We start from the raw sequence: 20525 nt of genomic DNA on the forward strand, positions 1-20525 counted from the left end.
CATACCTATTGTTTTTAGTAATTTTACGTCACTAACAACTATTCTACTAAATATTAATCAATGAAAACAAAATTACTATTGCTTGCATCACTATTCGGTTATGCTTGCTTTTCTCAAACGATTTCAACATTTACGAGTGATCCAAATTCTGATTTTACCATCGTTAATCCTACTATGCCAGTTGATCAAACACCAACAGGCGCTAATGCCGTTTGGGATTTTAGTGGACCAACTCCTTCCGGAACAAATATTGATACGTATGCAGCTCCAACTGCTGGTCAATTAACTACGTATCCTGGCACAACACAAGTTTTATCTATTACATCACAAGGTGGAACGCCAACGGTAAGTGAATTTTTCTTGAAAGAAGATGGAAGCGGAACTTCTATCACAGGAGTTTCACAAGGAGATATTACGTTAAATTACAGTGGCACAAATGCTTTTATTGGATTGTTTCCATTAAGTTTTGGAGCAAATAATTCGGGAGCTGTTTCAGGTACATTTTCATATCAAGGTACCAACGGAACTTTTACAGGAACTTTAACCGCAACCGTTGATGCGTATGGAACATTAACTATGAACGACCTTCTTTGTTGTGGAGGCTATACTGGAAATGTAACACGTTTGCGTATTGACCAAAACTTAAATTTTAGTGTCCCACCATTTAATAATATAGGAACGTTGACACAAACAACATATTACTATTATGATAATACTGCCGATAATTTAGCATACAGATATAATAATGCACATATTGTTTCTGCGCTTTTAGGCGTTGATGAAACCACAGAAACCTATGAACGTAATACAGCCATCACACTTTCTAGAAATACGATTGAAGCTTCTCGTTTTAAGTTATATCCGAATCCTACTAAAGATTTTATAAGGATTGATTCAGAAGACAATCAAGTTATAAAAACAGTGAAAATTGTAGATATTCAAGGAAGAACTGTTTTTACTACAAATCAACATACAGAAAATATTTCAGTAAGCAATTTACAAAAAGGAATGTATTTTATGACGCTTGAAACGGAAGCTGGACAATCTGCAACCAAAAAATTTATCAAGCAATAACGAAGTATTTTTATATAAAAAAACGCTCAATATTTATTATAATAGATGTTGAGCGTTTTTAGTTTATTAGTTTAACGCTAGTTCGATATAAAAACTAGGAGTGTGTTTTTTGTCTTTTCCGCAGTATAGCAGGGATTTTTCGTTAAAAATTTTTGAATCCTTGGAGAAAATTTAGAAAAATTCATGCGGTTTTAGTTTTTCCCAAAAAGAAAAACTAAAAATACCTCTGGAAAAGCGCACTTTCTTTTCTTTGTGCGCACAAAGAAAACGAAACTAAAAATATGACAATCAGATACTTATTACTTCTTTTTAAAATATGTTCAAAATTTTATTTGAGTAGATTTATATTGAACTCACATTAGTTTATTAAAAAACATATGAAATTTTGGGGACAAGTGCCAAACCACCAATATTTTCCCGTACTGCGCCTTCTACTTTGTACGGAGCATAATTTACACTAACTCCTATGACAAATTTATTTCCTTCGCTAAATTTATATTGATATTCCAATCCTGGACTGAATAAAACTGCGCTTACGGTTTCGTATTTTTCTTCGCCTTCGTCTCCGCTGTAAAATGGATTTCGGGCATCAGTAGTAATTGCAGAAACACCTAAACCTAGTTTTAATTCAAGGTTTCCTTTTGCTGTTGTGTGCAAACTTTTTTTGAAATTTACCGTAAAATTAAGCATCATTGTACTTTTTGCTTGAATTGTGTCAATTGTTCTTCGATACAAAAAATCATCTTTCTGATTTGGCACAACTACTTGCAACGTTAAGCTAATCGCTCTTTTTCTGCGCAACGGAAAGTTTCCGCTAATTTCTAAAAATGGAGCTGTGCCAAAGTAATTACTTAATTGTCCTTGTGGCATAAAAATTCCGCCGCCAATGGCAAATGTTGCATTGTCAAACGAATCAAAAATAGAGGAATCGTTTTGCGCTGTTGCGAAACTAAGACTTAAAAATACTGTTACGAGAATTGAAATTACATGTTTCATAGTGAATACGTTTTAAATTCAATTCAAAAGTATTGTGATTTACACAGAATAAATGACTGTAATCACGAATGAAAATTTTATTTTTTGTGATTTTCGCAAATTAAATATAATGTTAATAATGGAATACTATTTGATGATTAGATGCACAAACCATTTATTATGAAAAAATCACTTCTACTTCTCGTATTAATTTTTGGACTTCAAAAAGCTGGCGCTGATTGTATGGGAAGCGGTATGACTTTTTATCCTTTAGAGAAAGAAATTAATCGCAATTCAATGTTTATTATTGAAGGATATGCAATGAGCAAAAAAACCATTAAATCCTTTCATAACAGAAAAGTATATTTACAAAGTGGAACTGGCGAACTTGTAGAATTGAAGCTTCAAGAAATTTTATACAGTTCTTTTAGTTTAGCACAAGCTATTTTTATTCCTTCAAAAACATTGCAACCAAACACGAAGTATTCTTTGAAATATGAAAATCAGACGGATAGCGAAACCATTGAACTTCAGCATCGCTTTTATGGAGGCAAAAAACCTTTATATTGGATCACTACGAATCAAAAATATAGCACAAAACTAAGAACTTCAATTACTACAACGTACAAAGAATCAATTGTAGAACAATATGGTTGCGGTCCAGCAGTATATGCTGTGTTTGATGTTAAAAATGATCCAAATAAGCAAGCTTGGTATAAAACTGAATTATTAGACGTTTCTACGAATACTACAAAAGTTTATTATATTAAATCCAATAACAATAAACTTAGTGTCGGTCACGGAATGTGTTCCGGAGCTTTTAGTTTTAGCCGAAAGGGAGATTATAAAGTTCGTTTTACGCCTGTAAATTCTGATGGAAAAACTTCTAAAGCTACAGATTGGATTCCATTTAAAAGTCCATTTATGGAATCTATAAATAAAAATGGCTTTTAACCCTTATTTATAGTTGAAGTGCTGCTCCTGAACCATTTCCGTCAGCAAATAAAATTTTACCATTATTGAACGTAACTCCTTTTGCAATATCGCTTTGTAATAACAGCGCGCCATCTGCGTCAATGTAATCTAACAACGATGCAAGTTGCGCCAAATTTGAAATTCCTATAGAAGATTCTGTCATGCAACCTACCATGATTTTGAGTTGTTTCGCTTTCGCGATTTGAATCATTTGCAATGCAGACGTAATTCCGCCACATTTCATCAACTTGATATTGATTCCGTGAAAAACTTCTGCACATTTTGAAACATCTTCTAACTTTAAACAACTTTCGTCGGCAATAATTGGCAATACACTTTTCTCTTTCAAAATTTTCATGCCGTTCCAATTGTCAGCTTTTAGTGGTTGCTCTATAAACTCTACATTTAATTCTTTAAGAATCTTTGCATTTTCTAGAGTTTCGTCTACTGTCCAAGCACAATTGGCATCAACTCTAAAAACTGAATCCGTAATTTTACGAAGTTCCCGTATAATTTCAAGATCGTTTTTTGTGCCTAGTTTTATTTTATAGATTGGCCAAGGCGTTTCTTCAATCTTTGATTTCATGACGTCAATCGAATCGATTCCAATGGTAAAATTCGTTTTCGGCAGATTTTCATCATTCTCACTCCAAAACCTACGCAATGGTTTTTGTTGTTGTTTTGCGTACAAATCCCAATATGCAGTATCAATCGCGCACAATGCAAAATAATTATCTTCTAATTTTGGTTGTAATCGTTTCCAGAGTTCGGCAGGATGTAAATTTTCTTCAATATCATTAAATATATACTTTACACTTTCTGCGGAAGCCTTCAAACTTTCAATCGTACTATTGTAATATGGATTCACCGTTGATTCTCCATATCCAACAAAATTTCCATCAGAAATAGAAACCACCACCGTTTTTTGAATCGTAACCGTATACCGAGAAATGGTAAACGGATTTTTCAGCGGAAGCTCAAAACTTTGTACAGTCAGTTGTAATTTCATGTTTTAAAGATACAGATTTCATAATTATTTATAAGACAGAAAAAAGCGCCATAGTAAATATATGACGCTTTTCTTTATTCGAAATTATTTGTTTTAATAATGTAACTTAAATGTTTCAATCATTCAATTTTTGAATCTTTGAATCCTTGAATCCTTGAACCTTAAACTCTAATACGCCTCATCATGCACACTTGCAACTGCTCTACCAGAAGGATCATTCATGTTTTTGAAAGATTCATCCCATTCCAAAGCTGTTACCGAACTACACGCTACTGAAGGAACCGATGGAACCGTTAAAGCAGCAGTTTCCGATGGAAAATGTTCTTCAAAAATAGTACGATAGTAATATTCTTCTTTGGCTCTTGGTGTTTGAACTGGAAATCTGTACGCAGCGTTTGCCAATTGTTCGTCTGATACTTCGCTATTTACTAATTCTTTTAGTGTGTCAATCCAGTTGTAACCAACGCCATCACTGAATTGTTCTTTTTGTCGCCACGCAACACTTTCTGGTAAATATGATTCAAATGCTTTACGCAAAACCCACTTTTCCATGCGTTCACCGTTGATCATTTTATCTTGCGGATTGATGCGCATGGCAACATCCATAAATTCTTTGTCAAGGAAAGGCACACGGCCTTCAATTCCCCAAGCGGCTAACGATTTGTTGGCACGCAAACAATCGTATTGATACAATTTTTCAAGTTTACGAACGGTTTCTTTGTGTAATTCTTCTGCGCTTGGTGCTTTGTGGAAATATAAATATCCTCCGAAAATTTCGTCTGCACCTTCACCAGATAAGACCATTTTAATTCCCATCGATTTGATAACTCTTGCCAATAAATACATTGGAGTTGACGCACGAATTGTCGTAATATCATAGGTTTCTAAATGATAAATAACATCTTTAATTGCGTCTAAACCTTCTTGAATGGTAAATTTCACTTCGTGATGAACCGTTCCAATATGATCTGCAACTTTTTGGGCAGCAGCCAAATCTGGAGAACCATCTAATCCAATGGAGAATGAATGTAATTGTGGCCACCAAGCTTCACTTGTATCGTCGGTTTCTATACGTTTTTGCGCATATTTTTTCGCCACAGCAGAAGTAATGGAAGAATCCAATCCGCCAGAAAGTAACACTCCATAGGGCACATCTGACATTAATTGTCTGTGAATTGACGCTTCTAAGGCATCACGCAATTCGTCAATACTTGTTTGGTTATCTTTTACAGCTTCATAGTCCATCCAATCGCGTTGGTACCATTGTTTTAATTCTCCTTCTTTACTATCTAAATAGTGTCCTGGAGGAAATACTTCTATTTTACTACAAACACCTTCTAATGCTTTTAACTCAGAAGCAACGTAAAATGTTCCGTTTTTGTCCCAACCTATATATAATGGAATAATTCCCATGTGATCTCTGGCAACTAAGTACGAATCTTGTTGTACATCGTAAATTGCAAATCCGAAGATTCCGTTGAGTTCGTCCAAGAATGTATTTCCTTTTTCTTTATATAATGCTAGAATGACTTCACAATCGGATTGCGTTTGAAATTTATAAGTGTCTTTAAATTGCTTACGTAATTCTCTATGATTGTATATTTCACCATTTGCAGCCAATATTAATTGCTTGTCTTCGCTGAATAATGGTTGTTTTCCAGAAGCTGGATCTACAATTGCCAAACGTTCATGCGATAAGATTGCATTATCATTACTATAAATTCCGCTCCAATCCGGTCCACGATGACGAATTTTTTTCGACATTTCTAAAAGTTGAGGTCGTAATACTTCTGCTTTTTCTTTTAGATCAAAAGCGCATACAATTCCACACATAGTTTTAATTTTTTCTGTTATAATTACAATGCAAATATGAACTTAAACTTTCAATTTAAAAACATGTTGTTGATTTATACTTACACATTATAACTAAAAAAGATAACTTTAATAACATTCTTAACTTTTTTATTAAAAAAAGGCTTACAAACTTTCAACCTATAAAAAAAGAGTTTATTCTTTATGATTCACTTCAGATTATATCACTACTAAAGTATGTATTATTTGGCTCCCCAAGAACATTCGAGATTTTCACGTGTTTCGCAAACATCTACACAAGATTCACCAGTTTCATTTTTGATTCCACCATTAATTGTTTGACGATTTACAAAGCTTACAATAGTTGCTCTTTTTAGGCGTAATACGTTTTTTAAGGATTGTTTTTTCATAATTTTAGTTTTTGTGAATTTTTTAAGTTTCCTAATATTTTAAATTTACGGCAATTATTTAGGAAAGAAATACGGCTTCACCTTACTTATTTCCATGCAAACTTCTTGTTCGTACGCAACTTTAACATCTCAAACGAAAGTTTAACATTATGCTAAGAATAACTTTTAGTAAATTTATATCGAAAAATAAGCACCATGAAAAAGCGATTTTTAGCTACAGGACTTCTTATAGTCACTTTATTACTCAGTATCAATGTTTCTGCTCAGAAATTTAGTGATATTGACAAAAGCCCACACGACATTAGTTATTTTAAAGCGATGCGAAATGCGCCGCCCGTAATTAAAGTTTTGTACGGAAGACCTCAAAAGAAAGGAAGAACTGTTTTTGGAAACTTGGTTCCTTATGATAAAATTTGGCGAACAGGTGCAAATGAAGCAACCGAAATTACTTTTTTCAAAGATGTAAAACTAGGAGAAAAAGAAATTAAAGCCGGAACCTATACATTGTTAACAATTCCAGGTAAAAAATCTTGGACAATTATTTTAAATTCAGACACGGACGTTTGGGGATCTTATTATTATGATAAAGATAAAGATGTTGCCCGCATTGACGTTCCTGTTAATAATACTGATGCGATAGAATATTTTTCTATTGCATTCACAAAAGAAACTGATGGTGCCAACATGATATTAGCATGGGACAATATTATGGTTGCTGTACCGTTTAGTTTTTAATTATTCTTTATTTATTGTTATTATTGGTTATTTGAAAAACTCAGAAGTTATATACTTCTGAGTTTTTTGTTTTATGAGGAGTTTATTTGAAACGTCTTTGCGAGAATTTTGGAAAAATTTGCGGCAATCTGCTCCTCAATAAACAGATTACTTCACTAGCGTTCGTAATGACGCTCTGTACGTTAAATGATACACAGCTTTTATCTAAAAGCGCATCAGCGCGATCTAATATCTACATTTCGACTCCGCTCAATGCTCCTATTTTTGAAAATCTAAGCAGTCTAATAAGTCCAACTATCCAAGAAGTCTATTTCACCTTTTTTCCAGCCAAATACGTTTCCTCAACAGTTGTACTCAAAATTTCATCTTCAGGAATTTCCATAATGTTTTTGTCTAAAATGATGAAATCTGCGAATTTACCAACTTCAATGCTCCCTTTTTCGTTTTCTTCGAAGTTACTATATGCTGCCCAAATGGTCATTCCTTTGAGAGTTTCTTCACGCGAAAGCGCATTTTCTATTTGATAACCATCTTTTGGATAGTACTCTGAGTCTTTTCTAGCGACAGCGGCATAAAACGTTTTAAATGTACTTACATATTCTACAGGAAAGTCAGTTCCTAAAGCAATTTTACCAGATAGATTCAGAAGTTTTTTATACGCATATGCACCTTTTACACGTTCATTTCCTAAACGTTCGCCTGCCCAATACATATCACTTGTTGCGTGCGTTGGTTGCACTGACGGAATGATGTTTTTATTTGTGAATAGATCAAAATCTGTTTCATCAATAACTTGTGCGTGTTCTACTTTCCAACGACGATTTGTTTGTCCTTTTAGCGCATTTGCATAGGTTTTTAAGACTTGATAGTTTGCAGAATCGCCAATCGCATGCGTATTCATTTGATACTCAGTTTTAGCAATTTTTATAGCTAGTTTTTCCAATTCTTCTGGACTAATTACCATAGCCCCAAAATGATTTTCCTTGTCGGAATAGGATTCTTTTAAGACTGCGCCACGAGAACCTAATGCGCCATCGCCATATACTTTGAACGAACGCACATTTAAATAATCCGTTTTGTATGGCTTTTTGTCAATGTAATGTGCAACGTTTTCTGGCGTATTGCTAATCATTGCATATACACGCATGTGAAGCGCATCCGCTTTTTGCAAACTGTCTATTAGATTGATGGTGTTTTTGTTTAATCCTGCGTCGTTTACGGTTGTTAAACCATATGAGAAACATTCCTTTTCAGCATCTTGCAATGCTTGAATTTGCTGCATGCGATTTGGTTGCGGAATGATTTTATCTATCAGATCCATTGGATTGTCGATGATAATTCCTGTGAGTTTTCCGTTTAATAATTGAATTTCTCCACCAAAAATTTTTGTTTTCGAAGTAATTCCTGCCATATCCAACGCTTTTTGATTTACTAAATATGCATGTCCATCAACACGTGTCAGCGCAACTGGTGTGTTTGGAAATAGTTTATCTAAACGTTCTTTTGTTGGAAACTCTTTCACTTCCCAATCGTTTTGATCCCAACCTCTTCCTGTGATAAATGGCGCATTTTTTTCTTTTTGAAACGCTTCAAGTTTTGTTATGATTTCGTCAAAACTTTTAGTTCCAACCAAATTGACACTTTGTTTATTTAAACCCAATCCGTAAAAGTGACAATGCGCATCGATGAATCCTGGCAATACAGCTTTTCCATTCGCATCTAGTGTTTCTGTTGCTTGGTATTTTTCTTGAATTTCTTCAGAAGTTCCAACCGCTACAAATTTCCCATCTTTTATTGCGAATGCTTCTGCATTTGAAAATTCAGTATCTACTGTATAGATTTTTGCATTGGAAACAATTAAATCTACTTGTTCTTTTTCTTTATCAGAACAGGAAATTGTGATTATTGATAATAGTATGAGTAGTAATGTTTTGTTCATTTGGTTATTTTTTATGTTGGTTAAACATATTCAGTTTTAAAAAAGTAGTTCTATAAATTCATTAATTTTAAATAAGTCAATTTTGAGCTGATAATTTTCATTTTATTTGCTCGCAGAAAGAAAACAGAGCCATCAGAGAATCCGTAAGATTTTAAATGTACACACAGAACAATCTATTAAATTTACTAATCTTCTTGTGCTTAGCTTTTATTTCCGCTTAATTGTTACCCAAGATTTGTCAAATCCGATCGTTTCGAGTATTTTTTCCTTGTTTAGTTTTTCGGGTTGCTTAATATTAAGAATTAAAGTTTGTTCAGGTACACCTTCGTGAATTGTAAATTGAGAACCATGTGGTTGCCAAGTAAACCTTTTAGTTTTTGTTCCTTTCTCGAAGCCTTCAAGATTACCTCTTAGATTCCAAATAAAATCGTAAAAATCTGAATCGTATCTAATAGTATCAAATTCGAACACAGCAACTTGAGAAAGGTCATTGGATTTAACAAGGACAACAGTTCTTAAATTTTTAAATTTCTCTCTAATTGCAGAAACGCGTTCATTCCAAATTTCCAAAACTTGCTCTCCAATTAAGTTTGGATTAGCAGAAGTATCAATTGTTGCTCCATAAGAATAAACAGGTGAATTGCGCCCAGAAATCAAACGTATTTTTTTTAAATCTTTGAAATCTTTAACATTAGATTTTACAGTTTTCGCTCCCCAAGCAGTATTTCCCATTACAACATCATCTAAGCCAACATTAGATGGTTTCCAATCTGCTCCAATACATATGGCAAATATTTGTTCCCATTCAGAACCTTCTAAATCTGCTCTTCCTTTACTTGCTAACAAGTAAACAATTTCTTGTCCAAGTGTATATGGAAATTCAGAGCTAAATTGATTTAATGGATAAGCTGCAACTGACTTGTTTACAGTTCTTAATTTAGGTGATTGACGTTTTTTTGACATTAACTTGCATTAAGTTGTAAATCATATTCTTTTAAAACCTCAGTTTGATCAAGGCTAGCATCTACATATGGCAGTAATTTATCAATTACTGCTTTAATCATGTTTACTGGAACAGCATTTCCAGCTTGTTTCTTTGCTTGTGCATCACTAACTATAATTTTATATTTATCAGGAAAACCTTGAAGCCTAAACATTTCCCTTGGTGTCAATCGTCTTTCTCCATTAACTAATAAATAATTATGAGAAGCTCCAGAACGAAGAGCACAAGAATATGGATAGGAACAAATATTACCAGATTTGTTCTCATGCCAAATAGAAGGATAGTAAGATGATTTATGTTTTTCTAGTCTTTTATTTCTAATATGTTCTGAAGCGAAATATTTATCATCAATCTTTTTTTCTAAAATTTTAGCCAATGATTTATAAGGCTTTTCTGGATTTGGAAAAGTAAACATAATTGGTTCTTTGTGTCCAACGATAACAACACGTTCACGTTTTTGTGGCAATCCATAATCTAAAGCATTTAAGACGCTATATTGAACATGGTAATCTAAATCTTTTAGAGATTGAACTATTACCTTTAATGTTTTACCTTTATCATGTCCAACAAGTTGCTTTACATTTTCTAAAACAAAAGCTTTTGGTTGTTTCTCTTTTAGAATACGGGCAATATCAAAAAAAAGAGTTCCTCTAGTATCATTCATTCCTTTCATTTGTCCAATTATACTAAAAGGTTGGCACGGAAATCCTGCAAAAAGAATATCATGATTTGGAATGCTTTTTTCATCAATTTTTGTGATATCTCCAGAAGGTCTTTCTCCAAAATTTGCTTCGTAACTATCTTGTGCATATTTATCAATGTCAGACGAAAATACGCATTCAGATTTCACATCATTTTCTTTACAAGCTTTTTCAAAAGCTACTCTAAAACCTCCAATTCCACAGAAGAGATCTATGAATTTTAATTTTTCTTGATACATCTTTCAAAGATAACATTCTATTTTAAAATTTTTAGTTTTACGAAAAAATTTAATGAACAAAGAGATGTTAATCAAATTAAACCAAATAATCTTTTAAATGTTTCATTAGATTGTTTTTTACTTCGTAAAGAAAATTCACAAAAAAAAAGCGTTCAAAATGAATTGAACGCTTTTCGTATGTTTTGTATGTTTTCTTTTTTTTAGAAATCGAACTTATACGTTGCTCCTGCCATGATTTGAAATTGTTGTACAGGAAAGTTTGCCCAACGTTGATAGTCTTGATTTGCAATGTTGTTTGCTTTTACAAACGCTGATAGTCTGTCATTGAAACGATACCCAACATGAGCATTTACATCAAAGAAACTGTCTAACGCAATTATTGTTCCTTCTATATCAACAAGTGGATCGGTAAATTTATCCTTACGTTCGCCAATGTAAAAGATATTTGCACCTGCAAACCATTTTTCCGTGATTTGATAATCTGCAAAAATGGAAGCTTCTAAGTCTGGTAAGTTCCAAGCTTCTTCTTGCTGATCTGTGCTGTAATTGAAATATTCTGCTTTGACTCCAAATTTGAAATTGCTTGTAATATCTACATTCAATTCTCCAAACACAGATATTGTACTTACATCATCATACACAACATTAAACGAGTTTCCGTATGTGTAACCATTGTCTGGACTCGGATTGAATTCGTTTAGTTTGAATAACGATTTGTTGTTTTCTGAAATGTACGAACCTCTAAGATTGTAACTTACGTTAGATGTTAATTTTCCTTTAATTCCTAAGTATCCGTTGTATTGTTGGTCTGTTGGGGCAATTGCTAATGTTGGCGACACGAAATAGTTTGTCTGTACAAAGTCGTAATACGAATTTTGCTTTAAATCTCCTTCCAATCCCGCGTAAGCGATAATGTTATCTCCATTTAATCTGTATTGTGCCGTAATTCTTGGATAGACAAAGATGTCGTTCGTACTGTTTTCTGCATCTAAACCATAGTAAATTGCTGCGCCTAAATTCACTGTCAAATCATCTCTTAAAATTACCAAACTCGGCGAGATTCCTGCTTTTAGAATGCTATAATCAATACTTCCTGTTCCGAAATAATTATTTTTGAATGTTCCACCAACATAATCTACATCAACGATGGTTTTGATGAGTTCGCCAGCAATTTCTACTTCAAATTCTGGTTGTAAAATCAATCGATTTTCTCCTGAACTAGCTGCATCAAACATTCTTCTGTATTGCACTTTTCCTCCGTTAAAGAACGAATCGTCCATTTTTACATCGCCACCTAAGTATATATTGTGATACGTTTGTTGTTCGTCAATCGTACCAATTTGTGATGGCGTTAGAAATCCTTCTGGCAAACCATACCAATTATAAACTTGATGCTGATAACCCGCTTTTGCTTTCCATGATAAGTCTCGACTGCGATTTATATATGCCAAATCTAGTTTTGTATCAAAGAATTTATCATCCAATTCTACACCGTCAATTCCGCCTTGCGACGAATGATGACGCAACGAAATATCAAACGTTTCATCTCTGCTAATTGCTCTACTTGTGTAAAAATCGAGCGCGGCTGTGTTGTAGTTTCCTAAACCGAGCGAAATATATGTATTGTATAATTTTTCACGTTTCGCTTTCTTTAAACCTTCTGCTTTTCCTTTTGCTGGTGTAAATGTTGACGCAACTGGAAACGAAAATATAGCATATTTGATTTCCTTTTTTGTTGCCGTTTCCTTGTCGTTCAACGAAGGTGTTTGCTTTATTTTGAAAGCATCAGAGACAGAAGGCGTATACGGTTTTACAACGTTTACAACTTCCGTTCCAATCGTTTCCTTGTCTTTGTCTTTATCCTTGTCTTGAGCACTCGCCAAATTAGCCATAAAGAATATCGCTACTATAAAACTTGATTTTAATAGTTGGTTTCGCATATGTTGCTTGCTTTGTATGTTTGTGTTTGATTTCAAATTGTCGCTTTGGTATTAGTTTCCATCTTCTGTTTTGGTTGGTGTTACCGATGAATTACGCTTTGCTTCAGCAGTTTTTATTTTTGCCAATTCTGCTTCCGCTTTCGCAACTTCGTCTGGATATTTTGTGAAGTTTTTAATCACACTTTCCAAAATGTACGTTGCTTGGAACGAATCTTTTAGCGCATAGAAATTTTTAGCCATAACAATTAATCCTTTTGCGCCAAATTGTTTGTAGCTCGAATAGTCTTTGACTAATTTCTGCACAACTTTGTTTGAACCTTCATAATCGTTTTCTTTGTTTTTGAAATACGCATCGTAATACAATGCTTCTGCCGCTAATTTTCCTGTTGCAATTTTTTGCACTTCTGCATACGCTGCTTTTGCTTTGTCTTCATTGTTTGTTTCAATTGCCGAACGCGCAATAATTACATGTGCATCACTTTTAATTCGATTGTCTACTTTGTCATTTGCCAATACTTTTTCAGCATAGTTTACTGCAGCTGCATATTTCTTTAATTCGTAATTCGCTTTCATTAAGTTTGATTGCGCAAAGGTTACGTTTTGCGGAAAATCAGCACTTTCTTCCAATCGTTTTAATACAGGAATTGCTTTGACGTAATTGTCTGTTTCTAGTAATACTTGCGCCAATCGAGCCAATGCTTGTTCTGTATATTCGTTACGTTCGTTTTGTAAAACATATTCGTAATACGGAATAGTTTTTTGCGTTTCTCCTTTGCTGAAGTATGATTGTGCTAAGTAGAAATTTGCTTTGATTGAACTTAAGCCATTTGGAAATTGCTGAATGTACTTTTCAAATCCTTCAATAGCTTTATTTGTATTGTTTTGGATGAATTGTTTTTCGGCAGATTCATACGTAGCTTTATCCAATTCGGCATCTGTAACATCTACAAAGTCAAGATTTTTTACCCAATTTGCATACACTTCTACTTGTCCTAATTCGATATAAATCAATTTTGCAGTTGCAACCGCTTGAATCGCTTCTTCCGTATTTGGAAATTTCGCTACAACCGATCTGAATTTCGTCAACGCAACTTGATTTTTTCCTTCATTATAATTGATTAATCCTTGTTTCAACATCGTTTTTGAAACGTACGAACTTTTAGGATACTCAGCAATCATTTGTGCATACGCGTCTAATCCTTTTGCTGTGTTTTCTGCGTTGATATAGGTATTTCCTAATTCGTATAAAGCATCATCACGCAACGATGAATTTGTATATTTCTTTGTGAAATTGTCTAATTCACTAATTTTTGTGTTTGTTTTTCCTGTAAATCCATAACTAATTGCTTTTTGAAAATATGCATAATCTTCATCAACGCCTTTCATTGCAATTGCTTTGTCATACGCTTTAATGGCGTCTGCATATTCACTCGTTACAAAATGACTATCTCCTAAACGTAAATAACTATCATTCACGCGTCCTTTATCGTCAGCGTTGTTTGTAACGAATTTTTCAAAACTAGCAATTGCATTCGCGTATTCTTTTTGTTTAAAATATGTATACGCCAAGTTATAATCAATAGTTTGTGCTTCTTCTGTGTCAGTAATATTCGCGTTTGCAAACGATTTAAAACCTTCCAAAGCGACATCATAATTATCTAATGTGTAATTTGTTTCCGCTTTCCAAAAAGTTGCTCGCGCAGTATATTCCGAAGATTCGTTTTCTTTCAGTGATTTTTCAAAATAACTTAATGCTTCTTGATATTTACTATCGTTAAACAATTCGATAGCTCTGTAAAACGCTACTTTTTGGTAGGTTGCTTTGTCGCTGTATTTTTTGCTCGCTTCTAATAAATTTAAAGCTGCTTCATAATCTTTAGACGTAATATATGAACTCACCAATAATTCTTCCAATTCTGCTTGATGTTCCGTTTCCGGATATTTCTTTAAATAAGATGTTAAAACAGAAGGTACACTTTCGTAAGGATTCCCGATTTCATAACTCAATCGTGCATAATTTAATCCTGCATCTTCTTGAATCTTTAAATCAAAATCCATTTGAGAAGCATTTCGAAAGGCATTTAATGCTTCCTGCTTTTTGTCTGTATGTAAGTAACATTCACCTAAGTGATAATATGCATTTTGCGCTACAAAATTACTTCCATCTACAATTTTATTGAATTGACTTATAGCGTTTTCATATTCCTGTTGTTTGTAATACGCATATCCCAATTGATAGAAATCGGTGTTATTCCAACGTCCTTTTTTTCCTTTATATGCTTTTAAATGTGGAATTGCTTCTGCATATTTTTCTAGATTGAAATAACTTTCTCCTATGATTTTATTAAGTTCCGAAATTTCTTTTCGGTCTGCATTTGGCAATTCTTTTTCAGATAAATCAATTGCTTTTTGAAAATTCCCAAGCTTAAAATTCATGTCTGCTTTAAAATACGATAGCTTTTCATTGTATTCGTCTTCTTCAGAAACACCTTCAAAATATTCGTTGGCTTGTTTGTAATCATCTTCTTGATACGCAATATATCCTGTATAATATTTTGCTTGCGAACCGTATTTTGGCGAATCTAATAATTTTTGAAAATATGTTTTCGCCTGATCGTACTTTTTAGAAGTAAAATACGCGTATCCTTTTTTGAAATTGTATTCTTCCCGTTGCGAATTGGTCAAACTGCTTTCACCTGATTTGTCATACCATTTCAACGCGCGCGCATACTTTCCATTCTCAAAATAATAATTGGCAACGTCAATATAAGCAGAATTCCGCTTGGTACTTGTTGGATATTTTTCTACAAAATCTTCCATCATTTTGTCTGCGCCAAGTTGATTCAATCGGACGGCACAATTGGCAATATAATAGACACAATTTGCTTCAGTTTCATAATCGGAAGTTCCGCCTTTCACTCTGTCAAAAAGTGCTTGCGAAGCTTGATATTGTTTACTATTGTACAAATGTAGTGCTTCGTTATAATCCTTTAAATCGTGTGTATACACTTTGGTTTTTTGTGCATAAGAGAGATTAAAACATAATAGCACGAAACATAGAATAAATTGAAGATTTTTTTTGCTCATGAATCTTGTTGTTTTATGAGTTTTGCAATGAATTGCGATTGTATTTTTATTCCTTACAAACTTACGCAAAAATATGTGTTTCGCTAACTTTCTAAGCTAGCATTTATCGTAAGAAATACATTTTACACATAGAGATAACGTGTCTTTTTGTGGATAATTATACCAATGTAGTTTAAATACTAATTTCAACGGTTTATTTAGTATTTTCTTAACAATTCTTAAAGACAAAAAATCTTACCAATTGTAATGATGTGAATCATTTTCGCTTCCTTTTTTTATCAGAAATTTTAAATATCTTCTTTTCTTCACTTTAGTTTTTTGTATTGCAGTTTAATTGTTTACTTTGTGTATTCGATTTAAAATCACACACAATTCAAATTCATGGAGCAAATTCTCAACCTTAGAGGCGTTTCTATTTTTCAACGTGAAAATCTTATTCTTTCAGAAGTCAATCTTACGATAAATAAAGGCGATTTTGTATACCTTATCGGGAAAACTGGTTCGGGAAAAAGTAGTTTTATGAAAACTTTGTATGGCGATTTGCCACTTACAAATGGCGAAGGAAGTATTGTAGATTTTAATTTGAAAACCCTAAAAGAGAAAGAGATTCCTTTTTTACGCAGAAAACTTGGCATTGTTTTTCAAGATTTCCAATTGTTACAAGATCGTACAGTTGCTGATAATTTACTATTTGTATTGAAAGCGACTGGCTGGAAAGACAAAGAAAAAATGCAGGCAAAGATTGATGAGGTTTTGGATAAAGTTGACATGAAAACGAAAAATTTCAAATTTCCGTATCAACTTTCTGGTGGCGAACAACAACGAATTGCAATTGCGCGCGCACTTTTAAATGATCCTGAACTGATTCTTGCTGATGAACCAACTGGAAATTTAGATCCGCAAACCAGTATTGAGGTTATGCAAGTATTGCAAGAAATTAATAAAAACGGACGTACTATTTTAATGGCGACACATGATTATGCGTTGCTTCTAAAATATCCTTCCAAAACTTTAAAATGCGACGAAGGGAAAGTCTTTGAAGTTGTTCAAAAAAATGCCTAATTCGTTTAAAATTCAACTAAAAACTGTACATTACAAACCCGATGAATAAGATATATATGTTGAATTTTCATCTCCCGAAACCGTTTTAATTGCAACCAACTAATGCTTTCAATTCTCATTCCGACATACGATTACGATATTTCCACTTTGGTGGAAGAAATACATTCGCAGTTACTGAAAACGGAAGCTGTTTTTGAAATTTTGTGTTTGGACGATCATTCAACCAACTTGGAAACCGTCAAACAAAATGAACGTATCAATTCTTTTTCGAATGCTTCTTATACTGTATTACCAGAAAATATCGGTCGCAGCCGAATTCGAAATTTATTAGCACAAAAAGCAAGTTATAATTGGTTATTATTTTTAGATGCAGATGTGATTCCTGTAAAAAAAGATTTCATCACAAAATATATAGAAGCAATTTCGGATGAAAAAGAAGTGATTTATGGTGGAATTTTATATCAAGAAGAAAAACCGAAACAGGAAAATGTATTGCGTTGGATTTATGGAAAAGAACGTGAAGCATTAAATGTAAAACAACGTGAAGAAGCTATCTATTTACGATTTTTAACGTTGAGTTTCTTGATTAAGAAAAGTGTATTTCACAAAGTAAAATTTAACGAAGATATTCCGAATGCGCGTCATGAAGATACGTTGTTTGCCAACGATTTGAAACATGCCGAAATTCATATGACACATATTCAAAATCCTGTGTATCATTTAGGTTTGGACACAAGTGCCGATTTTATTCGAAAATCAATGGAATCTGTTGAAGTGTTGGTAATTTTCTTAAAAAACAACTTGATTGAACACGATGATATTTTGATTACCAAAGTGTTTACACGCATGAAAAAATTTAGTTTAAATCATGTATTGTCAAGTATGTATTCATGGTTTGGAAATCGCTTTGAGAAAAATTTGCTTTCCAACAATCCGTCCATGTTTATTTTTGACTTATACAGATTAACGTATCTTTGTCACTTAGATAAGCACCAATAATGCCACTATTTTCCGTAATCATTCCGCTTTATAACAAAGAAAATTACATTCAACAAACGATTGAAAGTGTGTTGCAGCAAACTGTTGCTGATTTTGAATTGTTGGTCGTAAATGATGCGAGTACGGATAAAAGTGTTTCTGTTGTTTCTCAAATTTTAGATCCGAGAATTAAGCTGATAGAAAACTCGAAAAACTTAGGTCTTTCTGCTACAAGAAATCACGGAATTACGAATGCTTCAGGCGAAATTATTGCATTGTTAGATGCAGATGATTTGTGGCTTCCAACCTTTTTGGAAGCTATTAAAAACCTACATGAAACTTTTCCAGAAGCATCTGTTTATGGAACAGATTATGCCGAAATGTACGAATCGCAAGAAGATTTATCGCCAAAAAAAAACATTCCAATTTCCCGAAAAGGAACTTCATTCTTAATGCCCGATTTTTTTGAAGCCAGCATGTTTCAACCAATATTCTCGCAAAGTAGCGTCGCGTTTAAAAAAGAAATTTGCAAAGAAAAAACTGTTTTTAATCCAGAAATTACGTTTGCAGAAGATATAGATTTTTATATAAATTACGGTTCAAAGTACAAAATTGCGTATCAGTATGAAATGCTTTCTAAAGTACGATTCGATGTGCCAAATCAGATGAGTCGCGCTGGAATTGCTTCTAAAGTATTGCCCGATTTAGACAGTTATGAAACATTAGCAAAAGAGAATCCGTCACTAAAAAAATACTTGGATTTGTATCGTTATATTTTTGCGTCTATGTATACTTTTGAAAACGCAATTCCACAACGAAATGCAATGCTGAAACAGTTGGATTATAACAATTTGACTTTTAAACAACGATTGTTATTAAAAAGTCCTCGATTTGTAATATTGCTTTTGAAAAAGGTTAAAGGTTTTTTGTTGAAGCGAAATGTCAGAGTGACTTCTTTTTAGGTCGCTTTGCTCCTTTGTTTTTGTTGATTTGTTGTTCGTTAATTCGTTGTTTTGAAGAAGTAATTTTTCATTTAAAATTCAACATTCATAATTTAAAACCTCAATACTATTTAGACAGTTTCACGTTTTCCTTAGTAATTACGTAATCCTGAAAATCACGGATATAATCGTCTTCGGAAAATTCGCCAGAAGCAAATACCAAACAAACTGCTCCTGAAGAAAAGTTTTCCAATTCGCGCCAAATTGCGTGTGGAATAAGGCAACCTTCATTGGGTTTGTTCAATAAAATACGTCTATTATTTGTGCCATCTTTAAAAATTACTTCAAAACTTCCGCTTAACGCAATCAAAACTTCATGCTGTTCTACATGCGCATGTCCACCTCTTTTTGCGCCACTAGGAATGTCGTATAAATAGTATACACGTTTGCATTTAAAAGGAATTGTAGTGCCTTCTATAACAGAGATATTTCCTCTAAAGTCTTCAATTTTTGGGATTTCAATAAGTTGTATATCAGCAACAGTTGTAGACATATATTAGATATTTATAAGTTGAATCCATTGCTGGATCACAGGTTTTTCAGTGAATTTTAATATGGAAGATACTGTATTTTGTTTACAATTGGCATACAAAGCTGAATTTTCGATTAAGAGTAACATTGCATCTTTTAACTCCGCAAAGTTTTGATCTTCAACTAGCAAACCGTTGATTTTGTGCTGTATAATTTCACTCGGACCAGATTTGCAATCAAATGCAATTACAGGCGTTTTTTGCTGTAAAGCTTCTAATAAAACCATCGGAAATCCTTCTACTTTACTTGATAAAACTAAAAATTTTGCATTTCGAATATATTCAGCTACATTTTCAACAAATCCTAAGAGTTTTACATCAACTTCTAATTGTAATGTTGAAATGAGTTTTTCGAGTGATTCTTTGTCTTCTCCATCGCCACAAATAAATAATTTTATATTTTTCTCCGCTAAGTTTGAAGCTTTGTAGGTTTCAATCAAACGATCAAATTGTTTGATATCATTTTGCAAACGTCCGACTGCAATAATGTAATCTTCCGTAGTTTCTGAAGTTGTTTCTGTTTCAGTTTCTATAATATAATTTGGAATGTGAAGTAGGTTTTCAAAATCATATTCGATTCCTAATTTTTCTTCTATCGCTTCCGAAACTCCCACAACTGCGTGCAACTCGTTGTATATTTTTTTGAATAGTTTCCCTTTCGGAATATGCCATTGAATGTGATAACTATGCACAATCATAATCATTTTTTCGGCTTCAAATATGAATTTGTGAAGCAAATATTCTAGCACAAACCTACTTCGCGTTCGAAAGTCAATATACATATCTGCATTGCAGGTTTCGTATGCTTTTTTGAATGCAAAAAATTTTTGAAATTGCTTGCTAATTTTTATCGAAGATTCATTCTCACCCAAATTATACAAAGTTCCTTTATAATCGTACGTAATTTGATCTTTCAAAGAAATTATAGAAACCTCAAATCCTTCTTTATATAAGGATTTGGAAAAGTTTGCCGCTTGCTTTTCTGCGCCGCCGCCACTTAAACAATCGACAATTATACAGATTTTCTTTTTAGAATTTTGCAGCATAAAGTTTTC

Annotated in this window: 17 protein-coding genes; 6 read left to right on the top strand and 11 right to left on the bottom strand. The window is 33.2% G+C overall.

Features of this window, described 5'->3' with window-relative positions; all coding sequences use genetic code 11:
- The first annotated feature begins 60 nt into the window (after window positions 1-60).
- On the top strand, window positions 61-1074 hold the full coding sequence (locus tag IMCC3317_RS08250; protein ID WP_160129048.1) for a T9SS type A sorting domain-containing protein: 1014 nt from the start codon (window positions 61-63) through the stop codon (window positions 1072-1074).
- A 366-nt stretch (window positions 1075-1440) separates the two neighbouring features.
- Here the strand turns inward: IMCC3317_RS08250 and IMCC3317_RS08255 are convergent, their stop codons facing one another.
- Window positions 1441-2070, bottom strand: a complete 630-nt coding sequence (locus IMCC3317_RS08255) for a hypothetical protein (RefSeq protein ID WP_160129049.1) — start codon at window positions 2068-2070, stop codon at window positions 1441-1443.
- A 159-nt stretch (window positions 2071-2229) separates the two neighbouring features.
- On the opposite strand from IMCC3317_RS08255, the gene IMCC3317_RS08260 reads away from it, so the two are divergent.
- Window positions 2230-3003, top strand: a complete 774-nt coding sequence (locus IMCC3317_RS08260; RefSeq protein WP_160129050.1) for a hypothetical protein — start codon at window positions 2230-2232, stop codon at window positions 3001-3003.
- 7 nt (window positions 3004-3010) lie between these two features.
- On the opposite strand, the gene IMCC3317_RS08265 is transcribed toward IMCC3317_RS08260, so the two are convergent.
- The 3 genes from IMCC3317_RS08265 to IMCC3317_RS08275 form a co-directional block, all read right to left on the bottom strand.
- Window positions 3011-4033, bottom strand: a complete 1023-nt coding sequence (locus IMCC3317_RS08265) for a dipeptide epimerase (protein WP_160129051.1) — start codon at window positions 4031-4033, stop codon at window positions 3011-3013.
- 168 nt (window positions 4034-4201) lie between these two features.
- Entirely contained in the window at window positions 4202-5866 is a 1665-nt protein-coding gene (gene asnB, locus IMCC3317_RS08270) for an asparagine synthase B (RefSeq protein ID WP_160129052.1), read from the bottom strand.
- A gap of 221 nt (window positions 5867-6087) precedes the next feature.
- Window positions 6088-6255, bottom strand: a complete 168-nt coding sequence (locus tag IMCC3317_RS08275; RefSeq protein WP_160129053.1) for a hypothetical protein — start codon at window positions 6253-6255, stop codon at window positions 6088-6090.
- Between the two features lie 195 nt (window positions 6256-6450).
- On the opposite strand from IMCC3317_RS08275, the gene IMCC3317_RS08280 reads away from it, so the two are divergent.
- Window positions 6451-6990 carry a DUF2911 domain-containing protein gene (locus IMCC3317_RS08280; RefSeq protein ID WP_160129054.1) on the top strand — a complete coding sequence of 180 codons (540 nt, stop codon included), beginning with the start codon at window positions 6451-6453 and terminating at the stop codon, window positions 6988-6990.
- A 307-nt stretch (window positions 6991-7297) separates the two neighbouring features.
- Here IMCC3317_RS08280 and IMCC3317_RS08285 read toward each other — a convergent pair whose 3' ends face one another.
- From IMCC3317_RS08285 to IMCC3317_RS08305, 5 genes are all read right to left on the bottom strand, one after another.
- Window positions 7298-8929, bottom strand: a complete 1632-nt coding sequence (locus IMCC3317_RS08285; RefSeq protein WP_160129055.1) for an amidohydrolase — start codon at window positions 8927-8929, stop codon at window positions 7298-7300.
- Window positions 8930-9136: 207 nt separating this feature from the next.
- A complete protein-coding gene (locus IMCC3317_RS08290) occupies window positions 9137-9892 on the bottom strand; it encodes a hypothetical protein (RefSeq protein WP_160129056.1) in 756 nt (251 codons plus the stop codon).
- The gene (locus tag IMCC3317_RS08295) at window positions 9892-10872 is read right to left on the bottom strand and encodes a DNA cytosine methyltransferase (RefSeq protein ID WP_160129057.1); all 981 of its coding nucleotides are present in this window, start codon (window positions 10870-10872) and stop codon (window positions 9892-9894) included. Before IMCC3317_RS08295 ends, IMCC3317_RS08290 begins: the two co-directional genes overlap by 1 nt.
- Window positions 10873-11072: 200 nt before the next feature.
- Window positions 11073-12812: a TonB-dependent receptor gene (locus IMCC3317_RS08300; protein WP_160129058.1), complete on the bottom strand. Its 1740-nt coding sequence runs from the start codon at window positions 12810-12812 to the stop codon at window positions 11073-11075.
- 51 nt (window positions 12813-12863) lie between these two features.
- Window positions 12864-15899, bottom strand: coding sequence for a tetratricopeptide repeat protein (locus IMCC3317_RS08305; protein ID WP_160129059.1), 3036 nt, complete (start codon window positions 15897-15899; stop codon window positions 12864-12866).
- A 381-nt stretch (window positions 15900-16280) separates the two neighbouring features.
- Between IMCC3317_RS08305 and IMCC3317_RS08310 the strand changes: the two genes are divergently transcribed.
- The 3 genes from IMCC3317_RS08310 (at window position 16281) to IMCC3317_RS08320 (ending at window position 18901) form a co-directional block, all read left to right on the top strand.
- Window positions 16281-16961: a cell division ATP-binding protein FtsE gene (locus IMCC3317_RS08310; protein WP_160129060.1), complete on the top strand. Its 681-nt coding sequence runs from the start codon at window positions 16281-16283 to the stop codon at window positions 16959-16961.
- Between the two features lie 102 nt (window positions 16962-17063).
- Window positions 17064-17960: a glycosyltransferase family 2 protein gene (locus IMCC3317_RS08315; protein WP_160129061.1), complete on the top strand. Its 897-nt coding sequence runs from the start codon at window positions 17064-17066 to the stop codon at window positions 17958-17960.
- Window positions 17960-18901 (top strand): glycosyltransferase family 2 protein, encoded by a 942-nt coding sequence (locus tag IMCC3317_RS08320; RefSeq protein WP_160129062.1) that lies wholly within the window; start codon window positions 17960-17962, stop codon window positions 18899-18901. Before IMCC3317_RS08315 ends, IMCC3317_RS08320 begins: the two co-directional genes overlap by 1 nt.
- 106 nt (window positions 18902-19007) lie before the next feature.
- On the opposite strand, the gene IMCC3317_RS08325 is transcribed toward IMCC3317_RS08320, so the two are convergent.
- The gene (locus IMCC3317_RS08325) at window positions 19008-19433 is read right to left on the bottom strand and encodes a sugar 3,4-ketoisomerase (protein WP_160129063.1); all 426 of its coding nucleotides are present in this window, start codon (window positions 19431-19433) and stop codon (window positions 19008-19010) included.
- Window positions 19434-19436: 3 nt separating this feature from the next.
- On the bottom strand, window positions 19437-20516 hold the full coding sequence (locus tag IMCC3317_RS08330; RefSeq protein ID WP_160129064.1) for a glycosyltransferase family 4 protein: 1080 nt from the start codon (window positions 20514-20516) through the stop codon (window positions 19437-19439).
- Window positions 20517-20525: the final 9 nt, after the last annotated feature.

This window comes from Kordia antarctica (assembly GCF_009901525.1).
Classification (GTDB): domain Bacteria; phylum Bacteroidota; class Bacteroidia; order Flavobacteriales; family Flavobacteriaceae; genus Kordia; species Kordia antarctica.

What these genes read in the sequence shown, in the direction of transcription:
- IMCC3317_RS08260 (WP_160129050.1), top strand. Translation starts at nt 2,230, where the DNA reads ATGAAAAAATCACTTCTACTTCTCGTATTAATTTTTGGACTTCAAAAA.
- IMCC3317_RS08290 (WP_160129056.1), bottom strand. Translation starts at nt 9,892, where the DNA reads ATGTCAAAAAAACGTCAATCACCTAAATTAAGAACTGTAAACAAGTCA.
- IMCC3317_RS08305 (WP_160129059.1), bottom strand. Translation starts at nt 15,899, where the DNA reads ATGAGCAAAAAAAATCTTCAATTTATTCTATGTTTCGTGCTATTATGT.
- IMCC3317_RS08320 (WP_160129062.1), top strand. Translation starts at nt 17,960, where the DNA reads ATGCCACTATTTTCCGTAATCATTCCGCTTTATAACAAAGAAAATTAC.
- IMCC3317_RS08330 (WP_160129064.1), bottom strand. Translation starts at nt 20,516, where the DNA reads ATGCTGCAAAATTCTAAAAAGAAAATCTGTATAATTGTCGATTGTTTA.
- IMCC3317_RS08315 (WP_160129061.1), top strand. Translation starts at nt 17,064, where the DNA reads ATGCTTTCAATTCTCATTCCGACATACGATTACGATATTTCCACTTTG.
- IMCC3317_RS08275 (WP_160129053.1), bottom strand. Translation starts at nt 6,255, where the DNA reads ATGAAAAAACAATCCTTAAAAAACGTATTACGCCTAAAAAGAGCAACT.
- IMCC3317_RS08310 (WP_160129060.1), top strand. Translation starts at nt 16,281, where the DNA reads ATGGAGCAAATTCTCAACCTTAGAGGCGTTTCTATTTTTCAACGTGAA.
- IMCC3317_RS08325 (WP_160129063.1), bottom strand. Translation starts at nt 19,433, where the DNA reads ATGTCTACAACTGTTGCTGATATACAACTTATTGAAATCCCAAAAATT.
- IMCC3317_RS08255 (WP_160129049.1), bottom strand. Translation starts at nt 2,070, where the DNA reads ATGAAACATGTAATTTCAATTCTCGTAACAGTATTTTTAAGTCTTAGT.
- IMCC3317_RS08285 (WP_160129055.1), bottom strand. Translation starts at nt 8,929, where the DNA reads ATGAACAAAACATTACTACTCATACTATTATCAATAATCACAATTTCC.
- IMCC3317_RS08280 (WP_160129054.1), top strand. Translation starts at nt 6,451, where the DNA reads ATGAAAAAGCGATTTTTAGCTACAGGACTTCTTATAGTCACTTTATTA.
- IMCC3317_RS08265 (WP_160129051.1), bottom strand. Translation starts at nt 4,033, where the DNA reads ATGAAATTACAACTGACTGTACAAAGTTTTGAGCTTCCGCTGAAAAAT.
- IMCC3317_RS08295 (WP_160129057.1), bottom strand. Translation starts at nt 10,872, where the DNA reads ATGTATCAAGAAAAATTAAAATTCATAGATCTCTTCTGTGGAATTGGA.
- IMCC3317_RS08300 (WP_160129058.1), bottom strand. Translation starts at nt 12,812, where the DNA reads ATGCGAAACCAACTATTAAAATCAAGTTTTATAGTAGCGATATTCTTT.
- asnB (WP_160129052.1), bottom strand. Translation starts at nt 5,866, where the DNA reads ATGTGTGGAATTGTATGCGCTTTTGATCTAAAAGAAAAAGCAGAAGTA.
- IMCC3317_RS08250 (WP_160129048.1), top strand. Translation starts at nt 61, where the DNA reads ATGAAAACAAAATTACTATTGCTTGCATCACTATTCGGTTATGCTTGC.